The following is a 16,687-nucleotide window of genomic DNA, read 5'->3' on the forward strand; positions in this document are numbered from 1 at the left end:
AGTTCAGGAAGCTGAACCGCCCGCTTCGCCGGGCTTGTCGGTGTCGTCCTCAGCTTTCGCGTCGTCTTCGGACTTCGCCCCGCCTTCGGACTTCGCCCCGCCTTCGGACTTCGCGTCGTCCTTGGACCGCGCCTCGCCTTCGGGCTTCGTCTCTTCCTTGGCCCGCGCCTCGCTCTCGGGCTTGGCGTCGCTCTTGGACCCCGCCCCGCCCTCCTTGGCGAGCCGCTCCTTCTCGAGCGTCTCGGCCAACTGCGCCATCGGATCGTCGAAAGCCGCTGTCCCGCCGCCCAGTACCGAATCGATGAACCCGGCCGGCGAATCCAGATCCGCCGAATCGGGCAGCAGGTCGGGGTGCGCCCAGACGCCGTCCCGCTTCTCCACCCCGGCATCGGTGGTGAGCCGCCGCCACAGCGCCGCGGCCTCGCGCACCTTGCGCGGCCGCAGTTCCAGACCGACCAGCGTCGCGAAGGTCTGCTCGGCCGGACCGCCGGTGGCACGCCGGCGGCGCAGCGTCTCGGCCAGCGCGCCCGCTCCGGGCAGCCGATCGGAGACCGCGTCGGTGACCACGGTCTCGACCCAGCCCTCGATCAGCGCGAGCAGGGTCTCCAGCCGTTCCAGCGCCGCCTTCTGCTCGGGCGTGGTCTGCGGCTCGAAGGTGCCCTGCGCGAGCAGCTCCTCCAGCTTGGACGGATCCGCCGCCAGCTGCATCGGATCCAGCCCGGCCGCGGCCTGCTCGATCGCCGAGAAGTCCATCTTGATGCCGCGCGCGTAATCCTCGACCGCGCCCAGCACCTGCTGGCGCAGCCACGGCACATGCGCGAACAACCGCTGATGCGCGGCCTCCCGCGCGGCCAGGTACACCAGGATCTCGCTCTCCGGCTGCTCCAGTCCCTCGCTGAATTCCGCGATGGCCGTGGGCAGCAGCGCCGCGGTACCGGCCGGGCCGAGCGGCAGGCCGATATCGGTGGAGGTCAGCACCTCCTTGGCGAGCTGTCCCAGCGCCGAGCCGAGCTGCGAGCCGAAGGCGAGTCCGCCCATCTGGCCCAGCATTCCGAACATCGGGGCCGCGAACTCCTTGGCCTCGGCGGGAAGCGTGGCGGTCCACATGCCCGAAACCTGTTCGGCCACCGGATCACAGAGCCGCTTCCAAGTCGGCAGCGTCTCCTCGATCCAGTCGTTGGCGGTCCACGCGGTGGTCTTGGTGGCGCCCGCCGGGAAGGTGGTCGCCGGATCCAGCCACAATTCCGCCAGGTGCGCGGCATCGGTGACGGCGCTGCGCGAACCGGAGGTCAGGGGAGTGACGCTCGCGCCGAGCTGCTGGCGCGCCAGCCGCTTCGCGATGTCGTAATTGACCGGGCCGCTCGCGGCGGCACCCGGTTGCCCCATGGTGCTGAACATGGCGCCGAGCTGGCTGAGCATTTGACCGAGTTGCGACGGATCGAATCCGCCCGCCCCGCCCGGACCGCCGACCCCGAATCCGAACGGGTTGTTCGCACCGGAACCGCCCGACCCATCACCGGGCTTGCGCTCCGGGTCGTCGTCGCGATTCGAGAATCCGAACGGAAAGTCACTCATACCCACCACGGTACTGGAGCCCGGAAGTGGGCGAACCGCCGAGCGGAACGCGGCATTCGGCCGCCGCACCAGTACCCTTGGCCGCGTGAACCGTCGGATATTCACCCTGCTCGCCGCCCTGATCCCGATTCTCGCGCTCGGTATCGCGGGCAGCGTCGTCACCATCCCGTTCGTGGCGCTCGGACCTGGGCCGACGTTCAATACGCTGGGGTCGGTAGAGGGAAAACAGGTCGTCGAAGTGCAGAATGCGGCGGTCGATCCGACCACCGGAAATCTGAATATGACGACCGTCTCCGTTCGCGACGGGCTGAATATCTTCGAGGCATTCGGACTGTGGCTGGATGGCGATCACGGACTGGTGCCGCGCGCCGAGGTGTATCCGACCGGTGTGTCGCGTGACCAGATCGACAAGAACAATCAGCAGGAGTTCAAGGATTCCGAAGACAATGCCGAACTCGCGGCCCTGCGCTATCTGAAAATGCCGACCGTGGTGAAGGTGCGCGCGGTGCTCGACGACGGACCCGCCAAGGATGTGCTGCGCAAGGGCGACGAATTGGTGAGCGTGGACGGCAAGCCGATCGCGACGGCCAAGGATGTGGTGGCGGCGGTGTCGACCGTGAAGCCGGGCACCACCATCCCGGTGGTGTTCAAGCGCGACGGAGCGGAGCAGACCGCGGAGCTCACCCTCGCGCCCAAGCCGGAGGACGCGAACAAGGGCTACCTGGGCATCGCGCCGGGCGAGTTCGCCAGCGGGCCCATCCAGGTGGATTTCAACCTGGCCGAAATCGGCGGTCCGTCAGCCGGACTCATGTTCACCCTGGCCCTGATCGACAAGCTGACCCCCGGTGAGCTGTCGGGCGGCAAGTTCGTGGCGGGCACCGGGACCATCGACCCGGAGGGCAAGGTCGGCCCGATCGGCGGCATCCAGTACAAGATGATCGCCGCGCGCGAAGCCGGCGCCGAGACCTTCATGGTCCCGGCCGCCAACTGCAACGAGGCCGTGCAGCGCACTCCCGACGGGCTGCGCCTGGTCAAGGTCGAAAACCTCGCGGGCGCAGTGCAATCGCTGGAGGACATCAACGCCGGAAAAGACACTCCCAGCTGCGGATAACCCTCCCCTCGGCTCAGGCGAACTCGTCCGGATCGTTCTCCAGGGTCTGCTTGAGGGCCTCGACGAGATTGGGCGCCAGGTTCGGGGCGGTGCGCAGTTCGAGATCGCCGAAGGGATCTTCCTCGTCCTCGGTCGGCCGAACCTGAAGCAGCGACAGCGAAGTCCCGTCCCGCAGCACGCCCGCGAACAGGCGCGCGTCCCGGCGTTCCGGGTGCTCGGCCGCGGCTTGACGCCCGGCGCGGTCCGCCGCGTCGTCATCGGCGAGCAGCGGCGCGATGGCATCGTCGAGCGATTGTTCGGCGGTCGGCGGCAGCACCACGATCTGCTGTACGAGAACACAACCCTCGACCGAAGGCGGCCAGCTGGTGGTCGCCAGGTACTCCTCCATGGCGTGCCGGTCCACCGCGACATCGTCCGGGAACGGTTCCTGCGCAATGGGAGTCAGGGCGTTCTCGGCGTCGAGCTGATCCAGCAGCGAAGGCTCGGCCGCGACCAGGTCGGCCGTCGGTACCAGCGCAAACATCTGCGGCGCTCGTTCCCAGCCTTCACCGTCCACATACTCCGCGACTTCGCGGATACACCGGTACAGGGCCGACGCCGCCCACTGCTCAGGGTTCACCCGACAATCCTCGCATCGTGCCCAGTCCCGCTTGCCGCGGCCCTGCGCGGAGGGCCGCGGCCGGAGAGTTCCCCCTCCCTGGGCTCTAATTCCGGGCGTTTTACGTAGAGTGGGGCGCGAACGGTCCCGTGGGACCGAACTCATCATCGGACTGCGGCGCACCGGCCGGTCTCTTCCCGGCGCGGGCGTCGCCGGACCCTGGGAGAGTGGCATCGTGGGCATGCGCCCCCCGACCGGCTTACCTTCGTTGTCGCGACGCAGCCGTGTGCTGTTGGTGACGGCCTTGGCCTTGGCGGCTCTGTTACTGGTCGGGCCTCGGCTCACCGACGCCTATACGAATTGGCTCTGGTTCGGGGAGGTGGGTTTCCGCGGTGTCTACCACACGGTCCTGCTGACCCGGATCCTGTTGTTCGTGATCGTCACCGGGGTGGTGGCGGCCATCATCTGGGTGGCGCTGCTGCTGGCGTACCGCTCGCGTCCGGTCTTCGTGCCGGCCAGCGGTCCCGGCGATCCGATCGCCCGCTACCGCACCACGGTGATGAGCCGGCTGCGCCTGTTCGGTCTCGGCATCCCGCTGCTGATCGGCGTGCTGTCGGGGCTGGTGGCGCAGTCGAGCTGGGTCACGGTGCAGATGTTCCTGCACGGCGGCTCTTTCGGCGTGAAGGATCCGCAGTTCAATATCGACGTCGGCTTCTACGCCTTCGATCTGCCGTTCTACCGCATGGTGCTGAACTGGCTGTTCGTCGCCGTGGTGATCGCCTTCTTCGCGAACCTGGTGACGCACTACGTGTTCGGCGGGCTGCGGCTGGCCGGGCGCGAGGGCACGCTGAGCAATTCGGCGCGCATCCAGCTGGCGGTGCTGGCGGGACTGTTCGTGCTGCTCAAGGCGATCGCGTACTGGTTCGACCGGTACGCGCTGCTGTCGAGTACGCGTAAGGAGCCGACCTTCACCGGTGGCTCCTACACCGATATCAACGCGGTGCTGCCCGCCAAGCTGATCCTGCTCTCCATCGCGGTGATCTGCGCCATCGCCTTCTTCGCCGGGATCGTGCTGCGCGACTTGCGGATTCCGGCCATGGCGGCGGTGCTGCTGGTGCTGTCCTCGGTGCTGGTCGGCGCGGTCTGGCCGCTGCTGGTGGAGCAGTTCTCGGTGCGCCCGAACGCGGCCACCAAGGAAACCACCTATATCGAGCGCAATATCGCCGCGACCCGGGACGCCTACGGGATCACCTCCGACAAGGTGACCTATGTGGACTATCCGGGCGTGGCCACCAAGGATCCGTCGACGGTGACGGCCGACCAGCAGACCATCAAGAACATCCGGCTGCTGGATCCGAACCTGCTGACGCCCACCTTCATTCAGCGCAATCAGCAGCTCCAGAACTTCTACGGCTTCCCCGATCCGCTGGACATCGACCGCTACACGGTGAACGGCGAGATCGGCGACTACGTGGTGGCGGCGCGTGAACTCCAGCCGCAGAACCTGGCCGACAACCAGAAGGACTGGATCAACCAGCACACCGTGTACACGCACGGCAACGGTTTCGTCGCCTCCCCGGCCAATCGGGTGAATGTGGCCCCGCCCAAGGACACTCAGGCCGCGCAGGCGGCGGCGGGCAGCGACTCCGGCGGCGGCTACGGCTACCCGGTGTTCAATGTCGGCGATCTGTCCACGGTCAGTGACCTGTTCACGCCCAAGGACAAGCAGGCCATCCCGGTCGACAATCCGCGCATCTACTTCGGTGAGCTGATCTCCAAGGGCGAGTCCGATTACGCCATCGTCGGCGCGAATGGCCAGCCCCCGCGCGAGTACGACCGGCCGGACGGGGACAACCAGCAGTACACCTACACCGGTGCGGGCGGTGTGTCGCTGGGCAATTGGTTCAACCGGTTCGCCTTCGCGGCCAAGTACGCCGAGCGCAACATCCTGTTCTCGGGGGCCATCGGCTCGGATTCGAAGATCATCTTCAATCGCAATCCGCGCGAGCGCGTCTCGCAGGTGGCACCCTGGCTGACCGCCGACGGCGATGTCTATCCGGCCGTGGTGGACAAGAAGATCGTCTGGATCGTCGACGCCTACACCACCCTCGACAGCTACCCGTACGCTCAGCGCACCTCGCTGGACGGCGTGGTCGAGGACAGCATCGACCAGACCACCGGCCGGCTGGTGCCGCGCAAGGAGGTCTCCTACATCCGCAACTCGGTGAAGGCGACCGTCGATGCCTACGACGGCACCGTCAAGCTGTACCAGGTGGATCAGACCGATCCGGTGCTGAAGGCGTGGATGGGCGTGTTCCCGAACGCGGTGCAGCCGGAGAGCGCCATCAGCCCGGATCTGCGGGCGCACTTCCGCTACCCCGAGGATCTGTTCAAGGTGCAGCGCGAGATGCTGGCCAAGTACCACGTGGACGATCCGCGAGAGTTCTTCACCAACAACGCCTTCTGGTCGGTGCCCAATGATCCGACCCAGGAGGGTGCGGCCGCGGGCGCCCATCAGCCGCCGTACTACCAGCTGATCGGTGATCCCAAGTCCGGCAGGTCCGCGTTCACCCTGACCAGCGTCATGGTCGGTTACAAGCGGAACTTCCTGTCCGCCTACATCCAGGCGCATTCCGATCCGGACAACTACGGCAAGTTGACGGTGTTGAAGCTGCCCGCTGATTCACAGACGCCGGGCCCGGGCCAGACCCAGACCTCGATGACGACCAACGATGAAGTGTCCAGGGACCGGAACCTGTTGACCGGCGGCAATGTCAACAAGATCAAATACGGCAACCTGCTGACGCTGCCGGTCGGCGACGGCGGCATCCTCTATATCGAACCCTGGTATCTGGAGCGCAATACCGCCGGCACCAACGCCCCGTCCTTCCCGCAGCTGGTGAAGGTCCTGGCCAGCTATCGCGACAAGGTCGGCTACGGCTCGACGGTCGAGGAGGCGCTCAACAAAGTGCTCCCCGGAACCGGTAGTGCCGCAACCAATCAACCGGGTCAGCAAACCCAGCCCCCGGCCAATCAGGGCACCGCGCCACCGAACCAAGGCACCACCCCGCCGGCCAGCACCGGCCGGGACGCCGCCGTCAAGCAACTCGACGACGCCCTCAAAGCGGTGAACGCCGCTCAGAAGTCCGGTGACCTCGGTCAACTGGGCAAGGCTCTCGAACAGTTGCAGGCGGCAGTGGACGCCTACAGCAAGTCCGGCGGCTAACCGCATCCGATCGCGCGAAGGCGCTGCCGTCCCCCGGGGCGGCAGCGCCTTCGTCGTTTCCGGAACCCTTTGCCGCCGTGCCCTTTTCTGTCGGAAAGCTCCGGAAAGACCCGCCTCGTTGGAGGATTGACGCGGCTTTCCTCCGGAAGATGGTCAGGTTCGCGCGCTGATCGCAGGCTGGTCGGTAGGAATACCGATCCAGAGGAGTACCAATGATTCTCGTGACCGGGGCAACCGGGACCGTCGGCCGCGCCGTGATCGATCGGCTGCTCGAACAGGGTGCGCCGATCCGAGCGCTGGCCCGCCGGCCCGCGAACCTGCCCGAGGGCGTCGAGATCGTGCCGGGTGATCTCGGCGAGCCCGCCGATGTCGCCGCCGCACTCGACGGGGTGGAGCAGGTGTTCCTGCTCTCGTCCGGACCTCACCTCGCCGAGTACGACGCGAATGTCGCGACAGCGGCGGCGGCCGCGGGCGTGCGGCACATCGTGAAGTTGTCCTCCGGGCGCGCAGGTGACGCCACCGCCTCGGATCCGATTCCGCGCTGGCATCGCGATGGTGAGGTGGCGGTGCGCGGCTGCGGGGTGCCGTGGACGATATTGCGGCCCTTGGGTTTCATGTCCAATGCTCTGCACTGGGCCGGCAGTATCCGCGGCGACGGGACCGTGCGCGCGCCGTTCGGGCAGGGCCGCATCGCGGTGGTCGATCCGGACGATATCGCCGCCGTCGCGGTGCGAGTGCTGACCGAGCCGGGGCACGCGGGGCGGATCTATCCGCTGAGTGGTCCGCGCGCACTTTCGCCGGGGGAGCAGACCGAGATCCTGGCGGCGGTGCTCGGCCGTCCGCTGCGCTTTGTCGAGACCACCCCGGAGGCGGCCCGCGAGTCGCTGCTGTCCTACGGCGTGGAACCCGAAATGGCCGCGGCCATCATGGCTTTGCGCGCCACCGCGCTGGAGTCCTTCACCTCGGTCGTGCATCCGGAGGTGGAGCTGATCACCGGACGCCCGGCGCGCGACTTCCGGGACTGGGTGCGGGCGCATCGCACCGAGTTCGCCGCGGCCTGAGCGGGTTCGGATGAACCAAAGGCGCTGCCGTCGACATTGACGGCAGCGCCTTTCGCTACTTCCGGTATGGGGAAGGAGTTTTCGGGTCAGCGACCCCAGGACTCGATGAGCGCCGCGTTCTGGGTGAGAACGGACTGGTACTGGTCCTGGACGCCGAGCTGGCCGGCGAGATCGCCGGCGACGTTCTTGGCCTGCTCGATCATGGCCTGCCGGTCGGTCACCTCGACCGGGGCGGGAGCGACGGGTTCGGGCTGCGGCTCGGGCTCGGAGGCGCCCGCGCGCAGGTACTGGCCGCAGACCGGCCAGGCTCCGACGCCCTGGGTGGCGAGCACGTTCTCGGCCACGCGGATCTGCTCGGCCTTGCTGGCGGTGCTGGCGGTGCCGGTGCCGCCGTTAGCGGCCCAGGTGCTCTGCGAGAATTGCAGGCCGCCGTAGTAGCCGTTGCCGGTGTTGATACCCCAGTTGCCGCCGCTCTCACACTGGGCGACGCCGTCCCAGTCGTGGGCCGGAGCGGCGGAAGCGGTTGCGGAGAAGCCGAACGGGACGGCAACAAGGGCGCCGGTCACGGCGGCGAGGCCGAGGACGCGGGTGTTGATCTTCCGGTTCTGTTTCATAGCGATGTCCCTCCCTGTGCCCGCTGACCTCGGCATTCGCTGCCGGTCCCTGCCCCCAGGACTCGGGGTACTCGACCGCGGGGCAGGGTTGCCGGCGTGCAGCGGTTCGAGTCGGAGCCCATCACAGGTTTGATCCGGGCCGCTTCAGACGATAACGACTGGATCTCGGCAGATCACGTCTTGATAACTTCAGAATTGCATGAAGCGAATGATGATAAAAACGCCGTTGATGCAGGTTGGCTATGCTGGAATTGCGTAATCCGAACGGTCTGTTATACCCCCGTGATGTGATCCAACTCACTGTGAAAATGTGGCACCAGTCACGTTTTCGCGCGGATTTTTGGTCGACGCGCGCGTGAAGTGCCTCTGATTCACATTTTCATCGGCTGGCCGGATCGACCATGATCGCGGCCGGACATCTCGTCACACCGCCGAGAACAGCGTCTGACCAGCCGATTTGGTTCCCTCTCCAACCCGTGTGTAATGTTGTGTTCACCGACGCGGGGTGGAGCAGCTCGGTAGCTCGCTGGGCTCATAACCCAGAGGTCGCAGGTTCAAATCCTGTCCCCGCTACTAACGAAGTGGCCCCGGAACCAATGTTCCGGGGCCATTTTCGTATTTCCAGCAAACCGCTCAGCCGTGAATCAGATCGAGCAGCCGGCGCAGCGTGATCAACTGCTCCTCGAACGGCGTCTCCAGCTTCGCCAGCAAAGTCGAGATCCCGGCGGCCCGGTATCCCTCGATCCGGCTCGCGATGGCCTCTTCCGTACCGACCAGATTGGTGTGGCTGCCGAGCTCGAGCGGCACCGCCCGCCGGGCCTCCTCGCGATTGCCGGACGCCCAGAGCTCGGCCACCCGCTCCACCGCGGGTCCGTAGCCGAGCCGGGTGAAAGCCTCGTTGTAGAAGTTGCGACCGGCGGCGCCCATCGCCCCGATGGTGAACGCGTAGCCCTCGGCGTGGCGGCGTACCCGTTGCGCCGCATCGGCTTCGTCCTCGGCGAACTCGACGGCCACCGGTGCGACCAGATCCAGGTCGGCGAGACTGCGCCCGGCCGATTCCGCGCCCTCGCGCAGCGGGTCCAGGAACACCCCGGCGGCCTCGGGAACGAAGGCATTGCCCAGCCAGCCGTCCGCGGCCGCACCGGTGAGGCGCAGGTTCGCCGGGCCCATCGCGGCTACGTAGACCGGCACCTCACGCGGCGCGACCAGCGGTCGCAACGCACGTCCGGCACTGTCGGGCAGCGGCAGCGTGTAGACCTCGCCGTCGTATTCGAGCGGTTCGCCGCGACCGATCAATCGCAGGATCTCGATGGTTTCGCGAGTGGTGGCCACCGGCTTGCGGAACCGCACGCCGTGCCAGCCCTCCATCACCCGCGGCCCGGAGACGCCGATGCCGAGCCGGAACCGCCCACCGGAGAGCTCCTGCAAGCTCAATGCCGAGGTGGCCAGCAGCGCGGGGGAGCGTGAGCCCAGCTGCACGACGAAGGTGCCCAGGCCGATCGAGGTGGTCTTGGCGGCCAGGTAGGCGAGACCGGTGAGAGCGTCGTAACCCCACACCTCCGGTACCCACAGCGAGGCGACGCCGAGTTGCTCGGCCTCCATCGCGAAATCCGCCGCGCCGGGCAGGCGGGGTTCGATGGCGACGCCGACTTGCAGCGGTTTTCGTGCGGAATCCGATGCGACCATGGACTATGTTATAGATCATAGAAACCGTTGTTGGGAACCCCGAAAGGTTTCACCGTGCGTTATCGCGATCAACCGACCGTCGAAGTCTCCGAACGCGTCGCCTGCACCGCCGCGCAGGCGTGGGCGCTGGTCACCGACATCACGCTGCCGTCCCGGGTCTCCGAGGAACTGGCCGCGGTGGAGTGGGTCGGCGACTCGGACCGGGTCGCGGTCGGCGCGCGCTTCCGGGGCACCAATCGGCATGACGCCCTGGGCGCTTGGAGCACCGTGTGCGAGGTGATCGAGGTGGAGCCGGAGCGGCGCTGGGTGTGGGCGGTGCAGGGGCCCGAAGGCGTCAGCGCCACCTGGGGATTCGAGCTCGATCCGGCCAGCTCCGGGGTGATCGTGCGGCAGTGGGGCCGGATGGGCCCGGGACCCTCGGGCCTGAACGCGGCCATCACCGCCATGCCCGAGAAAGAGGCCCGCATCGTCGCCAATCGCCTGGTCGAGTGGGAACGCAATATGCGGGCCAATCTCGCTGCCGTGAAGGCGGCGCTGGAAGCAGAGGCGTAGCCGTGGCGGAGCGCGGTGCGACCAAACGCAAGATGCTGCTCGGCGGTGTGGAGCTGCTGCGCGAACGCGGTTCGGCGGGCGTCACCATCGATGCGATGCTGGCGCGCACCGGTGCGCCGCGCGGGTCGGTGTACCACCACTTTCCCGGTGGCCGCCGGCAATTGCTGAGCGAGAGCCTGGAATTGGCCGCCGATGCCATCGCCGCCATCATCGAACAGCCGGGCGCTCCCGCCCAGACCATGCACCGGCTCGTCGAATTCTGGCGAAAACTGCTGCAAGGCGCGGACTTCCAGGCGGTCTGCCCGGCCGTCGCGGTCGCGGTCGGCGGCACCGACGACGATCGCGCCCTGCACCCCGGGGTCGCCGCCGTCATCGCCCGCTGGCGCGCCGCCCTCGTCGCCTCGCTCACCGCGTCCGGCGTTCCCGCCGCCCGCGCGCAAAGCCTTGCCACCCTGTCGCTTTCGGCGATCGAAGGCGCGATCGTGCTGTGCCGGGTCGAGCGTTCCCTGCAACCCCTCGACCAGGTCGCCGCCGAATTGGAGCCGCTGCTGGTCGCGGCGGCGGGCGGCCCGAGTGACTAGCGTTGACACCCATGTGGGATCCGAAGCAATACCTGGCCTTCGATGATCACCGGGCGCGGCCCTTCTTCGACCTGATCGACCGGGTGCGGGCCGACCGGCCGCGGCGGGTGGTGGATCTGGGCTGCGGGCCCGGCAATCTCACCGAGACGCTCGCCGACCGCTGGCCCGGGGCCGAGCTCGAGGCCACCGACTCCTCACCCGAGATGGTCGCCGCCGCACGGGAACGGGGCATCGACGCCGAGCTCGAGGATGTGCGGGATTGGCGGCCGGCGGCGGACACCGATGTGGTGGTGGCCAACGCGGTCCTGCAATGGGTGCCCGATCATCAAGAGCTGCTGGCGAAATGGGTGCGCGAGCTGCCGGCCGGAGCCTGGCTGGCGTTCCAGGTCCCCGGCAATTTCGACGCGCCGTCCCATCGGGCGATCCGCGCGCTGGCCGCCGCCGACCGCTGGCGGACGGACCTGGCCTCGGCCCAGCTGCTGGAGCCCCGCGCGATCCTCGACCCGGCCGGATACGCCCAGCTGCTCACCGCGGCGGGATGCGTCGTGGATGCCTGGGAGACAACCTATCTCCAGCGCCTGACCGGCCCCGACCCCGTGCTCGAATGGGTAACCGGCACCGCCCTCACCCCCGTCCGCGACGTCCTCGAGGATGCCGACTGGACCGAATTCCGCGCCGAGCTCGCCCCGCTGCTCCGCGCCGAGTATCCCCGGCAGCCGGACGGCACCACCTGGCTCCCCTTCCGCCGGGTCTTCGTCGTCACTCGGACGGCGGGGTGATCCGGGGCGCAGTCTTGGCTTCAGGGGTCGAGACGGGTGCCGATGCGGCGGGCGGCCGCTGATACGAGCGGGGCGATGCGGCGGGGGTGCAGGCCGCGGCCGGAGGGTGCGGCGGTCGGGGCCGGTGGCGAAGGCGTCGAGCACCTCCGTCATGCGTTCGATCATCGACGACCGGGTCGCTGTCACTGCACTGTGCATGGCGAAAGACCTCCCTGGGCAACGGTATCGAGGCGACCCGGGCGGCGGATGGGCTGGTTTCACTGGATGGAACCGGCGGCGGATTTCCGGGCCGGCGTGGTGTTTGGGTGGGCGGGACACGCGCCGGGAGGACGGATGAGCATGAAGGTGGATCTCCAGCTGGACGCGCGGCCGGATCGAGTGGTCGCGCGGGCGGCCGAGCTGGCGGCGCTGGGAGCGGACGGGTTGTTCACGTTCGAGGGACGGCACGATGTGTTCCTGCCATTGGCGGCGGTCGCGCCGAGGGTTCCGCTGGAGCTGATGACGAATGTGGCGATCGCGTTGCCGCGCAGCCCATTACACGCGGCGCACGCGGCCTGGTATCTACAGCTGGCCAGCGGCGGACGGTTCCGGCTGGGTCTCGGCTCGCAGGTGCGGCCGCATATCGAAAACCGTTACGGCGCAACATGGTCGCGGCCGGCCGCGCGGATGGGCGAGTTCGTTTCGGCGGTGAAGGCGATTCTGGGGTCGTGGCAGGCGCGGACCCCGCTCGACTTCCGGGGCGAGTTCACGCGGCACACCTTGATGCCGCCCGCATTCGATCCCGGGCCCAATCCGGCCGGGATACCGCCGGTTTTGCTGGGTGGGCTGGGACCGCTCATGGTGCGCACCGCCGCGGAGGTCGCGGACGGGCTGCTGGTGATGCCCTTCAATACCGAGGCGCACTTCCGGCATCGCACGATGGCGGCGGTGCGCGCCGGGCTGGACCGCAGTGGGCGCGAGCTACCGGATTTCGCGGTGATTCCGCAGGTGATGGCCGCGGTTGGCCGGAACGCCGCCGAACTGGAAGAAGCCGATGCGGCGGTGCGCCGGCTCGTCGCCTTCTATGGTTCGACACCGGCCTACCTTCCCGTATTGGAAGAGGAAGGGCGGGAAAGTCTTCAGCCCCGATTGCACGCCCTGACCAAACGCGGCGCGGTCGCGGAGATGGCCGAGTTGATCGATGACGGATTGTTGTCGGCGGTGGCGGTGCGCGGGACGCCGGAGCAGTGCGCCGATCAGATCGGCCGGCGGTTCGGTGATGTCGCGGAACGGGTCTGCGTCTACTTTCCGGGATGCTCGCCGCCGGACCGATACCTCATCGATCTGGTGTCGGCGCTGCATCGGGTGCCTGCTCGTGCCTGAAACCCGCTGCATCCGAAGCATTTCCGTCGAATTCGGGCAGTTCGCTCGCGCGGCCGGTCCACTTGGGGGAGCGTCGCTCCTGAAACGCCCGCACACCCTCGCGGGCATCCTCATGACCCATCAGCAGCAGATGCAGATCGGTCTCCGACTCGCCCACGCCCGCCGAGTCGCGTTCGAACGACGACCACAGCAGCCGTTTGCTGGCCGCTACCGCCAGCGGCGCGGTGTTCTCGGCGATATCGCGCGCCAATTCCATTGCCGCGCCGAGTACTTGGTCCGCCGGCAGTGTCTCCAGGCACAGGCCCATCTCCCGGGCCCGCCGCCCGTCGAAGGTGTCCCCGGTGAGCAGCAGGTACGCGGCGCGGGAGACACCCACCAGTCGCGGCAGCACCCAATGCGAGTAAGCGTCACCGATCATCCCCCGGCGCACTTGCAGCACACCGTATTTGGCGTCCGTCGCCATCAGGCAGAGGTCGGCTTGCAAGGCCAAGGTGAGCCCGATGCCCAAGGCGTGACCGTTGACAGCCGCGATGACAGGTTTGCGAATCCGCCAGGCGGGCAACGCGATTCCCGCCGCGCTGAACTCCGCACCGGACTCGCTGAAGGTGCGATCCCCGGCCCCGAGGTCCGCGCCCGCGCAGAAGGCGGGCGGCGCACCGGTGAGCACTACGACCCGGACCTCGTCCGCGCCGTCGCAATAGCGGTATGCCGCGGTCAGTTCCGCACCCATTTCACCGGTGAAGGCATTGCGCCGCGCGGGCCGATTCAGGGTCACTACCGCGATCCCCTCATCGACCTCCATTCGCAGAGTCTCGAACTCCATCACTGACCATCCTTCGAAACGAACGCAGGAGCAACCATGCCGAATCCATTGATACCAGCCGGATTCGATTTCACCGACCCCGAACTCTGGGCGACCCGGAGCCCCATCGCGGAATTCACCGAACTGCGCCGGAACGCACCCGTATGGTGGAATGCGCAAACGCCCGAACAGGCGGCGCCCTTCGGTGACGAAGGCTATTGGGTGGTGAGCCGGCACGAGGATATTCGCGAGATCTCCAGGCAGCCGGAACTATTCTCGTCCAGCCGCAATGGCGCGATCATCCGCATGCCCTCGGATACCACCCCCGAGCAGATGGAACTCAATGGCGCGTCGCTGGTGAACATGGATCCGCCCAAGCACACCCGAACCCGCCGCATCGTTTCCAAGGGCTTCACACCGCGTGCGGTCGAGGGATTACGTGCGGCCCTCACCGAACGTGCCGAGCGAATTGTCCACGAGGCCAAGAAGACCGGTGGTGGCGACTTCGTACAGCAGGTTTCCTGCGAACTCCCATTGCAGGCGATCGCCGAACTCCTCGGTGTACCGCAGCAGGATCGCCATCGGCTGTTCGACTGGTCCAATCAAATGCTCAGCTATGACGATCCGGAATACGACGACCCGCTCGCCGCCGCGGCCGAAATCCTGGGCTACGCCTGGAATATGGCCGAACAGCGCCGTGCCTGCCCCGCCGACGATATCGTCAGCCGGCTCGTCACCGCCGATCTCGACGGCGAGGCGCTGGGATCCGACGAATTCGGCTTCTTCGTGATCCTGCTGACGGTGGCGGGCAACGAAACCACCCGCAACGCCATCTCCCACGGCATGAAGGCTTTCGTCGATCACCCCGACCAATGGGAGCTGTTCCGCGCCCAGCGCCCGCGCACCGCCCCCGACGAAATCGTCCGCTGGGCCACCCCCGTCACCGCCTTCCAGCGCACCGCGACCCGCGACACCGAACTCGGCGGCCAACCCATCGCCGCGGGTGATCGTGTCGGAATGTTCTACAGCTCAGCCAATTTCGACGAGACCGCCTTCACCGACCCGTTCACCTTCGACATCCTCCGCAACCCCAACCCGCACCTGGGCTTCGGCGGCACCGGCACCCACTACTGCGTCGGCGCCAACCTCGCCCGCCTCGAAATCGACCTCATGTTCAACGCCATCGCCGACGCCATGCCGAACCTGCGCCAGCTCGCCCAGCCCGAACGCCTCCGCTCGGGCTGGATCAACGGCATCAAACACTGGCGAGTCGCCTACAGCTGACCCGCGCGGCGGCGACGCCCCGCCGATTGAGAATGCCGATTCCCACACCCGCCCGAATCCGTAACCCCCACCGGCCCAACCTCATAAACCCCCTCTGACCACACGATTAGGCCCTGGTCTCCGCACCTGTGTAGGGTTGTACATACCGACGCGGGGTGGAGCAGCTCGGTAGCTCGCTGGGCTCATAACCCAGAGGTCGCAGGTTCAAATCCTGTCCCCGCTACTACGATAAAGGCCCGGAACCACCAGGTTCCGGGCCTTCTTCTTGTTCAACTGTCAGCCGTACAGCTGTACGAATCGCTCCAGGGACCGTTCCACGTCCCCGCGAAGCGCGCGGGCGACCACCGAACCGATGGGTCCGAACAGTGGTGCGCCGCCGAGGTCGAAGTCGGCGGTGACCTTCGATCCACCCGGTGCCGCGGCCACTCGCAATTCGATGCCGAACTTCGTTCCACCGATGCCCGACCCGTTGAGGACCAGCCGATTCGGCGGCTCAGCGGTCTTGACCGTCCAGGTGACGCGATTGCGGAACCCCTTCACGGTCGCGACGCCGACCAACCGCGTGCCCGGGGTCAACCCCTCGGGAACCGGCCCCCGCCACCCCTCGTGCAGCGTCAGCCACTTGTCCAGTTCAGGCAGGTCGGAGGCGTGCGACCAGGCCTGGTCGGGCGGGATCGGAACATCTACGGAAACCTTGAGCTTGGCCACGACAGCGATAATATCTGTTACAGGATGTAGCTCTAACAGGGGCAGGCTGTCGTTTCGCACACGAATGAGTCCGACGACATCGGGTACCTGCTGGTTATGGAAATCTTCGTGATCATCGGCATTGCAGTGCTGGTCGGCGTCGTCCTACTGCGCCGGCGGTCCAGGAGCAACCGCCCGGACACCGACTTCACCACCGGTAATCCGCCGTCCAGCAAGAGCGACGACGGGATCTGACCACACGGTCGGAAGCAAAAACAGCTTCTGACCACACGATTAGGTCCTAGGTCCCGCCCCTGTGTACGGTTATGTCTACCCGACGCGGGGTGGAGCAGCTCGGTAGCTCGCTGGGCTCATAACCCAGAGGTCGCAGGTTCAAATCCTGTCCCCGCTACTACGGCGAACGGCTCCGGAACCACTGGTTCCGGAGCCGTTTCTCGTTCTCTCCGATGTTCAACACACCCCGCTTCGACATCGAGCGCGGTCCGTCAGGGAGGGGCGCTCGGCCTCCGAGCCGGCGGTGCGGTGCGGTGCCGAGCACGCCTCGCGAACCGATGTTGCTGTGAGGCAACGGATCTGGAAGATTCACGAACACGATACTCATGCTGTGAGGGTGTCTCACATTCATTTGGACAGCGAACGGTAGAAGCCGGTACTGTCCGAATCCATGAGCGATGGTCTGGAGCTAGCCAATGGTCCTGGGCGCGAGGGGAATCGCTGACAGCGCGGTCCGGACTACGAGCATGACGCG

15 protein-coding genes and 3 tRNA genes are annotated in these 16,687 nt (G+C 67.2%); 12 read left to right on the plus strand and 6 right to left on the minus strand.

Annotation, left to right across the window (positions count from 1 at the left end; genetic code table 11):
• Positions 1 to 3: 3 nt before the first annotated feature.
• Positions 4 to 1,575 carry a zinc-dependent metalloprotease gene (locus NI1_RS11185; RefSeq protein WP_084522921.1) on the minus strand — a complete coding sequence of 524 codons (1,572 nt, stop codon included), beginning with the start codon at positions 1,573 to 1,575 and terminating at the stop codon, positions 4 to 6.
• Positions 1,576 to 1,660: 85 nt separating this feature from the next.
• Here NI1_RS11185 and NI1_RS11190 point away from each other — a divergent pair, with 85 nt between their 5' ends.
• Positions 1,661 to 2,686, plus strand: a complete 1,026-nt coding sequence (locus NI1_RS11190) for a YlbL family protein (RefSeq protein ID WP_067817713.1) — start codon at positions 1,661 to 1,663, stop codon at positions 2,684 to 2,686.
• A 13-nt stretch (positions 2,687 to 2,699) separates the two neighbouring features.
• Here NI1_RS11190 and NI1_RS11195 read toward each other — a convergent pair whose 3' ends face one another.
• Positions 2,700 to 3,305: a PPA1309 family protein gene (locus tag NI1_RS11195; protein ID WP_067817716.1), complete on the minus strand. Its 606-nt coding sequence runs from the start codon at positions 3,303 to 3,305 to the stop codon at positions 2,700 to 2,702.
• Between the two features lie 214 nt (positions 3,306 to 3,519).
• Here NI1_RS11195 and NI1_RS11200 point away from each other — a divergent pair, with 214 nt between their 5' ends.
• Together NI1_RS11200 and NI1_RS11205 are read left to right on the plus strand one after the other, a co-directional pair.
• Entirely contained in the window at positions 3,520 to 6,510 is a 2,991-nt protein-coding gene (locus NI1_RS11200; RefSeq protein ID WP_067818248.1) for a UPF0182 family protein, read from the plus strand.
• A 212-nt stretch (positions 6,511 to 6,722) separates the two neighbouring features.
• The gene (locus NI1_RS11205) at positions 6,723 to 7,571 is read left to right on the plus strand and encodes an SDR family oxidoreductase (RefSeq protein ID WP_067817719.1); all 849 of its coding nucleotides are present in this window, start codon (positions 6,723 to 6,725) and stop codon (positions 7,569 to 7,571) included.
• Between the two features lie 86 nt (positions 7,572 to 7,657).
• Here NI1_RS11205 and NI1_RS11210 read toward each other — a convergent pair whose 3' ends face one another.
• On the minus strand, positions 7,658 to 8,185 hold the full coding sequence (locus tag NI1_RS11210; protein ID WP_067817722.1) for a transglycosylase family protein: 528 nt from the start codon (positions 8,183 to 8,185) through the stop codon (positions 7,658 to 7,660).
• Between the two features lie 499 nt (positions 8,186 to 8,684).
• On the opposite strand from NI1_RS11210, the gene NI1_RS11215 reads away from it, so the two are divergent.
• Positions 8,685 to 8,758, plus strand: a tRNA-Met gene (locus tag NI1_RS11215).
• A 60-nt stretch (positions 8,759 to 8,818) separates the two neighbouring features.
• Here NI1_RS11215 and NI1_RS11220 read toward each other — a convergent pair.
• A complete protein-coding gene (locus NI1_RS11220; RefSeq protein WP_084522922.1) occupies positions 8,819 to 9,871 on the minus strand; it encodes an LLM class flavin-dependent oxidoreductase in 1,053 nt (350 codons plus the stop codon).
• Positions 9,872 to 9,925: 54 nt separating this feature from the next.
• On the opposite strand from NI1_RS11220, the gene NI1_RS11225 reads away from it, so the two are divergent.
• From NI1_RS11225 to NI1_RS11240, 4 genes are all read left to right on the plus strand, one after another.
• Positions 9,926 to 10,423, plus strand: coding sequence for an SRPBCC family protein (locus tag NI1_RS11225; RefSeq protein WP_067818252.1), 498 nt, complete (start codon positions 9,926 to 9,928; stop codon positions 10,421 to 10,423).
• A gap of 2 nt (positions 10,424 to 10,425) precedes the next feature.
• On the plus strand, positions 10,426 to 11,004 hold the full coding sequence (locus tag NI1_RS11230; protein ID WP_245663160.1) for a TetR/AcrR family transcriptional regulator: 579 nt from the start codon (positions 10,426 to 10,428) through the stop codon (positions 11,002 to 11,004).
• An 11-nt stretch (positions 11,005 to 11,015) separates the two neighbouring features.
• On the plus strand, positions 11,016 to 11,783 hold the full coding sequence (locus NI1_RS11235) for a trans-aconitate 2-methyltransferase (protein ID WP_067818258.1): 768 nt from the start codon (positions 11,016 to 11,018) through the stop codon (positions 11,781 to 11,783).
• Between the two features lie 339 nt (positions 11,784 to 12,122).
• Positions 12,123 to 13,145, plus strand: a complete 1,023-nt coding sequence (locus NI1_RS11240; RefSeq protein ID WP_067818260.1) for a TIGR03617 family F420-dependent LLM class oxidoreductase — start codon at positions 12,123 to 12,125, stop codon at positions 13,143 to 13,145.
• Here NI1_RS11240 and NI1_RS11245 read toward each other — a convergent pair.
• On the minus strand, positions 13,099 to 13,968 hold the full coding sequence (locus NI1_RS11245) for an enoyl-CoA hydratase/isomerase family protein (RefSeq protein ID WP_067817725.1): 870 nt from the start codon (positions 13,966 to 13,968) through the stop codon (positions 13,099 to 13,101). The genes NI1_RS11240 and NI1_RS11245 overlap by 47 nt on opposite strands.
• A gap of 36 nt (positions 13,969 to 14,004) precedes the next feature.
• Here NI1_RS11245 and NI1_RS11250 point away from each other — a divergent pair, with 36 nt between their 5' ends.
• On the plus strand, positions 14,005 to 15,231 hold the full coding sequence (locus NI1_RS11250; protein ID WP_067817729.1) for a cytochrome P450: 1,227 nt from the start codon (positions 14,005 to 14,007) through the stop codon (positions 15,229 to 15,231).
• Between the two features lie 149 nt (positions 15,232 to 15,380).
• Positions 15,381 to 15,454, plus strand: a tRNA-Met gene (locus tag NI1_RS11255).
• 53 nt (positions 15,455 to 15,507) lie between these two features.
• Here NI1_RS11255 and NI1_RS11260 read toward each other — a convergent pair.
• On the minus strand, positions 15,508 to 15,939 hold the full coding sequence (locus NI1_RS11260) for a type II toxin-antitoxin system Rv0910 family toxin (protein ID WP_067817731.1): 432 nt from the start codon (positions 15,937 to 15,939) through the stop codon (positions 15,508 to 15,510).
• Between the two features lie 108 nt (positions 15,940 to 16,047).
• Here NI1_RS11260 and NI1_RS39830 point away from each other — a divergent pair, with 108 nt between their 5' ends.
• Complete coding sequence (locus NI1_RS39830) at positions 16,048 to 16,173, plus strand: hypothetical protein (protein WP_281179486.1); 126 nt, start codon at positions 16,048 to 16,050, stop codon at positions 16,171 to 16,173.
• Between the two features lie 83 nt (positions 16,174 to 16,256).
• Positions 16,257 to 16,330: transfer RNA gene (locus NI1_RS11265), tRNA-Met, on the plus strand.
• The last annotated feature ends 357 nt before the right edge of the window (positions 16,331 to 16,687 follow it).

It is taken from the genome of Nocardia inohanensis NBRC 100128, assembly GCF_001612945.1.
GTDB classification, from domain to species: Bacteria; Actinomycetota; Actinomycetes; order Mycobacteriales; family Mycobacteriaceae; genus Nocardia; species Nocardia inohanensis.